At 60.9% G+C, this 5,787-nt stretch carries 5 protein-coding genes; 3 read left to right on the top strand and 2 right to left on the bottom strand.

All coding sequences use genetic code 11. From position 1 onward, the window contains the following. Positions 1–648: 648 nt before the first annotated feature. Both VGG64_09350 and VGG64_09345 read right to left on the bottom strand, forming a co-directional pair. Positions 649–3,114, bottom strand: coding sequence for a hypothetical protein (locus tag VGG64_09350; protein ID HEY1599795.1), 2,466 nt, complete (start codon positions 3,112–3,114; stop codon positions 649–651). A 183-nt stretch (positions 3,115–3,297) separates the two neighbouring features. Then, complete coding sequence (locus VGG64_09345; protein ID HEY1599794.1) at positions 3,298–3,957, bottom strand: response regulator; 660 nt, start codon at positions 3,955–3,957, stop codon at positions 3,298–3,300. Positions 3,958–4,369: 412 nt separating this feature from the next. On the opposite strand from VGG64_09345, the gene VGG64_09340 reads away from it, so the two are divergent. The 3 genes from VGG64_09340 to VGG64_09330 form a co-directional block, all read left to right on the top strand. Next, entirely contained in the window at positions 4,370–4,675 is a 306-nt protein-coding gene (locus VGG64_09340; protein ID HEY1599793.1) for a PAS domain S-box protein, read from the top strand. 112 nt (positions 4,676–4,787) lie between these two features. Then, positions 4,788–5,480: a hypothetical protein gene (locus VGG64_09335; protein ID HEY1599792.1), complete on the top strand. Its 693-nt coding sequence runs from the start codon at positions 4,788–4,790 to the stop codon at positions 5,478–5,480. Then, positions 5,477–5,787: histidine kinase (locus VGG64_09330; GenBank protein HEY1599791.1), on the top strand; the 311-nt coding region annotated here is incomplete at its 3' end. The genes VGG64_09335 and VGG64_09330, both read left to right, overlap by 4 nt.

Here is a 5,787-nt window from a genome sequence, read left to right as displayed (position 1 = left end):
ACGGTCATGCCGAGCATGGCGGTGGAGATGACCAGGAAAGCCAGGTGGTAATACGTATTAACGCTTAAGATGCGCGTCAACGTGATTTCCAACGCGAGCATCACCAGAGCAAGTAAGAATGTTCCGGCATAAACATGCATGGCAGAGTTCGATGAGAGTATGGTTCAGGACACTCGGAGAGACGGAACACCGGCCGCGGTTGATTTCTTGTAATGCTTCGCCGGAACAGTGAAACTACCGAGGCAACCGGTCCGAACAACGGAACGGTTGTCTGATATAAGCTTCGGGACGGCGCGCGATCGGAACCGATCGTGATGCGAAGATCATCCATTCAAGTCTAATCACGCTTCTCTTTAAACGAGCAGCGCGCCGGCGATTTACATACCCCTCTTTCGGTGCACATCATGCCGAAGAATCGCTAGCGCGCAAAACAGTAGGAGCGCAGCCGCATTCTCATGGGGGTACGATCGACCATCCAGGAGAGGGGGCAAGTGTTCGATGGCCAACAGATTGCCGCGCCAGAAATCGGGATGGAGGATGTCAAGATTCATCGAGCGCTTACGCTTGGCGATGGTGGCGCTGCAATGTTGACGCCGCTTATCGAAATCGCATTCCGGCGCGCGAGCGCAGCATGCGCGTGGCTGAGCGTCAGGGAGTGACAGACGACAATTGCGCGGCGGGCGCGTCTTCGGATGCCTCGATCGGGCTGGCTAGCGTATGACGCCGCACAATCGCGACGACGCATAGCGCGGCCAGCAAGTAGCAGCCGGCGGCCAGGTAGAAGTTTGTGCTGATGCCGATGAAGATCGAAATGAAAACAGCCACTGCCGATGAAAGGACTCCGAAAATTCCGTTCAAAGCCCAATACCAAGGAGTTTCGGCCGGATCGACACGGCGCACCAATCGCATGCCCGTCGGAAAACAGAAACCCAGCAGAATGCCGACCGGGAAAATCGCCAACACGGAACAAGCGATTTTTGCAGGCATCGGCGCGGCCACCAGGTGGGTCATCATCGCCGTCAACACAAACCGGGCCGCGATGATCGTGGCCGCAAGCAGCAACAGATAGCCATACACCCACGGTGTGCGCGTGAGGGGCAAGCGCTCGCTCAAAAAGCTGCCGACGCCGGAGCTGAGGATGAGAAGGCACAGCACGATGCCCAGGCCATACATCGGGTGGCCGAGGAAGACCGACAACCGTTGCATCATGGCAATTTCCAGCAGCATGAAACCGGCGCCGATCAGCGAGAAGTACAGGGCTCCTGACCAGACGATCTTGCCCACCGGAAAGTCCGGATCGTCGCCGGTGGGCCGAAGAACGAGAGGCACGACCACGGTCAGCACCGACATGATCGCCAGGATCACGATAAGTCCGACGAGGACGGTCGTGGCGATCACGTTGCCGCGGATCATGCCGGTCTCTCTGGCGGCCAGCATTTGGAACACCCCGTGCTGGCCAAAGAAATTCAGGGCATCGCGCAAGCGGAGAATGTTAAAAAAGTGGGGGTCCTCGTCCGTGGTCGGATCAAAACGATAGGGAGTCTCTTGGCGGACCTGCAAAAGTTCGCTCGGCGACCTGACGGCAAGCAGGCTGCGCAGCAAAGGATGCCGTGGCGATTGAATCGGCGTGGCCACGACGTTGAACTCCATTTGAGCGCAGAATGTGTTCAGCGCATCGACATCTTCGCCGCTCATGGGCTGCTTGCTGAGAATCAGTGTCGCGACGCGCCCCTGAGTGACAAGTGCCAGGTGACCGGCCGGATGGGTGACGCCATTTTCCAGAAGCACCATTGCGGCCAGACTCACGAGGCGGCCGGTTTCGCCGAGATTGTCGGGATCGTACCACCGCGAGACGGTAAACAAGCCGTCCGGCTCGAGTCGGTCGATAAAAACCTTCCACGCTTCGACCGTGTAGAGCGCGTTCTCGGAAAGAGTCATCGCCCCGGCGCCAGTGGCCGCCCAGGTGTCGACGAGCGACATTTGCAATAGCGAGAATTTGTCGTTGCTGCGCGAAAGGTAGCTTCTGGCTTCGTCGACGACCAACTTCACGTCCTTGCGGTCGGCAACGTGCACGAAGTCGCGGAACTGGTTTTTCAGCAGCGAGACGAAGATCGGATTGACGTCGATTCCCAGGACGGAGGAGTGCCCGAAGAGCAGGGCGCTTTGTACGTCCTTGCCGCCCCCTACGCCGATCACGCAAGCGGCTCCGTGAGGGCGAACGGCATGTGCGACATTGGTCACGTCGTAGCGAAGATGTTCGATGTCGTCCAGTGACTCGAACTGGAACATGACGGTTCCGGCCGCACCGTCGATATTCATGTAGCGCTGCCGCAAGGGATTGAGGGGCGTCGTGGGACTGGATCCCCATAACTTCGGTTCCGAGGTCGCCTCCGGAAAGACCGCGACTCGGGAAAAGGAATTCCACCGTTCCAGGGCATACTTCGTCGCGGGTTGGATCTTCCCTTTCACGACCAGCGGTCGAATGAAGCTGGAGGATTGAGCGTTGATGAATGTCATCGCGGTCAACGCGATGGCCGCGGCCATGTTCATCGTTCGCAATCCCCGGCGGGGCGTGCTCCACAGATAGACCACTCCCGCGGCCGCCCCGAGGGCTGCGCAGAGCAAGATCAGGCTGGGTGCGTCGAGAAACTCCAAACCGACCAGGACGAGCAGGCACCCCAGCGCGGCCCCCACCAGATCGCTGGCATAGATGAAACCAATGGGAAGCGAGCTTTTGGTGAGCACCAGCGTGATGGCAATGCCGGCAAAATAGAACGGCAAGGTGCACGCCGCCGTGACACAAAGCAGCCCAAGCAGGCTCATTACCGAGGAAATCAACTCGACCGGAATCAGACAGAGCAGGACGAGCGAAACGGGCGCGGCCAGCGCGAATCCAAAACAGGCCCGACCCAGGTTGGTTTCCAATCGCTCGACAGAGAAGTGCTTGGGATTGAGGAAAATCTTGGTTGCGGCTGCCGTCATGCCGAGCATCGCGGTGGAGATGGCCAGAAACGCCAGGTGGTAATACGTCGTGACGCTAAGGATGCGCGTCAACGTGATTTCCAAGGCGAGTATGGCCAGCGCGAGCAAGAACGTACCTACATAAATATGCATGGCAGGGTGCTCAGTGCGAGTGTACGAGGTGCAGCCACAGATTGGGTCGCGGCCGTCGTGTCGGCCCGAATCGCTCGGCGCAAGCGTCGATCACGCCAGTTTAACCATCGCGCTGCCCCAGCGGCCAGCGCCCCAGCGCCGTGCATGCCGCGATGGCTGCCCGCGGCGAGGCTGAGGTGACGCTCACTCGGCGGCTGTTTCCGTGGGCTGCAAAGCCACCGCCTCGGAGCCGGTGGCATGTGCATCGAGTGCCACGAGCCGGATCAACTCGGCTCGCGTCTTCACCTGCAGCTTTTCGAACAAGCTGGCACGACGGTATTGAACCGTTCGCAGGCTGACGTCTTGTTCGGCCGCGATGGCTTTGTCGGGCAAGCCACTGGCGATCATTTGCATCGTGGCACGTTCCTCGTCGGTCAACTCTGCCAGTCGGTTTCTGTGGGCCGTCTCCGATGCGCCGGCCTGGTGGCGCTTGCGGGCCAGCTCGATCGCCCGGCGGATGGTATGACGCAGGGTATCCAAACCGCAGGGTTTTTCCAGGAACGCGATCGCGCCGACCGCCATGGCGCGCACCGCCGACGCAATATCGCCATGGCCGCTGATCATGATTGCCGGAATCGTGGAGCGACGTGCCGCCAGGACCTCCAAGAGTTGCTGGCCTGTCAAATCGGGCATCCTCAGATCGGTCAGCAGACAGCTCACACGCGAAGGGTCGAACTTGTCGAGGAACTGTCGGCCCGAAGTAAAGCACTCAACGTCGAGGGCCAAAGATTCGACCGTGCGACAAGCGATCTCGCGCAGCACAGGATCGTCGTCGACGACGTACACGACAGGTCGGTGGTCCACCAGCACGATCTCCAGACTCGAGGTGCAGCGCCGCACTGCGTATTTGAAGCCAGGCCGAGCGGCGTTGGCCGGCCAAAGGGGCCCGCCACCGCGCGTCGCGATCCCCCCCTTCAAATGTAGAACAAGCGCGTCGAGGCGGTGCCATTCTTGCCAAAAAGAGAATGCCGGACCCGCCGCGCGTCGGGAATGATTGCGGCGGTCGCGCCAGTCAGCACCGTTATGCCGCGCCGAGCCCCGCCGGACTGTTGGCCGCAGCGCGTGGTGGCCAATAGGACCAGAGTTCCAGGCCGGGGGGGTATTGCCCGCACAGGTGGACCTTCCCGCCTCGGCGTTTGCACAAATGTCCAATCTCTACGCGAGGTGTCAGCCGTGGCAGGGATGACCAAGCCATATTTGAATATCGCTGGGCGGTTTGTGTTCAACGGACGAGCGTGAAACGGCGCTGGAGGCCCGCGCCGAGCTGGCGGCCATCGTCAAGTTTTCGGACGACGCCATCATCGGCGAGACGCTGGATGGCGCGATTACCAGTTGGAACCGGGCCGCCAAAAGAATGTATGGCTACTCGGCTGAAGAAGTCTTGGGGCACAACGTCTCGCTGCTGTTTCCGCCAGAACTGATCGATCGATTCGGCCAGATTCGGGTGGCAGTTCGCCAGGGCGAGCCGTGTCGAAATCTCGATATCGATTTCGTGCGGAAAGACGGCCAATGGGCCAGGTGAACTTACTTGTGGATGAAGGCTTGCGCATGGTTCAAAAGCCGTTCGACCCCGACACGCTGCTGCGCGCCGTGCGCGAGGCTCTCGACACCCAACCGTGGCTGGAGGCGTCGCCATGCACGACTTAAGCCAAAGTCCGGTCGTGCCGGCGATGATGGCCGAGGATCCCGGCATGAGCGAAACCAACGGAAGAAAAAGGACGACGCTCGCTTTCGGGCTGACCGCGGCGCTGTGGCTGGCAATCGTGATCGGCGGAGCGGTGATTCTCAATCTTCACGCGACCACGCCGGGAACGCAAAGCGAAGGTCCGCCGCGATGGCCCGACGCGAGCCGCATCGTTCGTAACGCCCATGGTGCCACGCTGCTGGTCTTCGTCCATCCCCACTGCCCATGCTCGCGGACGACCGTGGGCGAGCTGGCAGCCTTAATGGGTGCCTGCCAGGGCCGCGTCACGGCGCAGGTCCTGTTTGTGGTTCCCGAGGCGGAGAAGTCGAATTGGTCGCAGAATGAACTGTGGCAGGCTGCCGAGGCAATTCCCGGCGTGCGTGCCGTGGTCGACGCCGGTGCGATCGAAGCGGCGCGGTTCGGCGCCCGAACGTCGGGTTTTACACTCCTCTTCAACGAGCAGGGGGCATGCCTGTTCTCGGGCGGTATCACCGCGGCACGCGGGCATGCCGGCGACAATGCCGGCCGACAAGCGATCGTTTCGTGCCTGATCGACAAACATCCAGAGGTCAGTCGGACACCAACCTTTGGCTGTGCGCTTTCTGCGGCGGAATCGACCGGACCTTCGGAGGCGACGCCATGATGTCCGCCACAGAATGTACCCCGCCGATCGAGCCAGACTGCCAGCAAGCGGCTGCGCTGCTGGTGGAGAACCAGCTGGGGTCGATTGCGCATCGAACGGATCGGATGTTCGCGCTGTTGATGGGGCTGCAATGGGTTGCGGCGGTGGCGGCGGCATTTTGGTTTTCGCCGCGGGCCTGGATCGGCATGCAGAGTTCGGTGCACATCCACGTTTGGGCGGCCGTGTTCTTGGGGGGCGCCCTGGCATGTTTTCCGGTTTATCTCGCAATGATGCATCCCGGACGCGCAATCACCCGCCATGTGATCGC

It is taken from the genome of Pirellulales bacterium (assembly GCA_036490175.1).
GTDB lineage: Bacteria > Planctomycetota > Planctomycetia > Pirellulales > JACPPG01 > JACPPG01.
This window is presented reverse-complemented; position numbering and strand designations above follow the sequence as displayed.

What these genes read in the sequence shown, in the direction of transcription:
- VGG64_09350 (HEY1599795.1), bottom strand. Translation starts at nt 3,114, where the DNA reads ATGCATATTTATGTAGGTACGTTCTTGCTCGCGCTGGCCATACTCGCC.
- VGG64_09335 (HEY1599792.1), top strand. Translation starts at nt 4,788, where the DNA reads ATGCACGACTTAAGCCAAAGTCCGGTCGTGCCGGCGATGATGGCCGAG.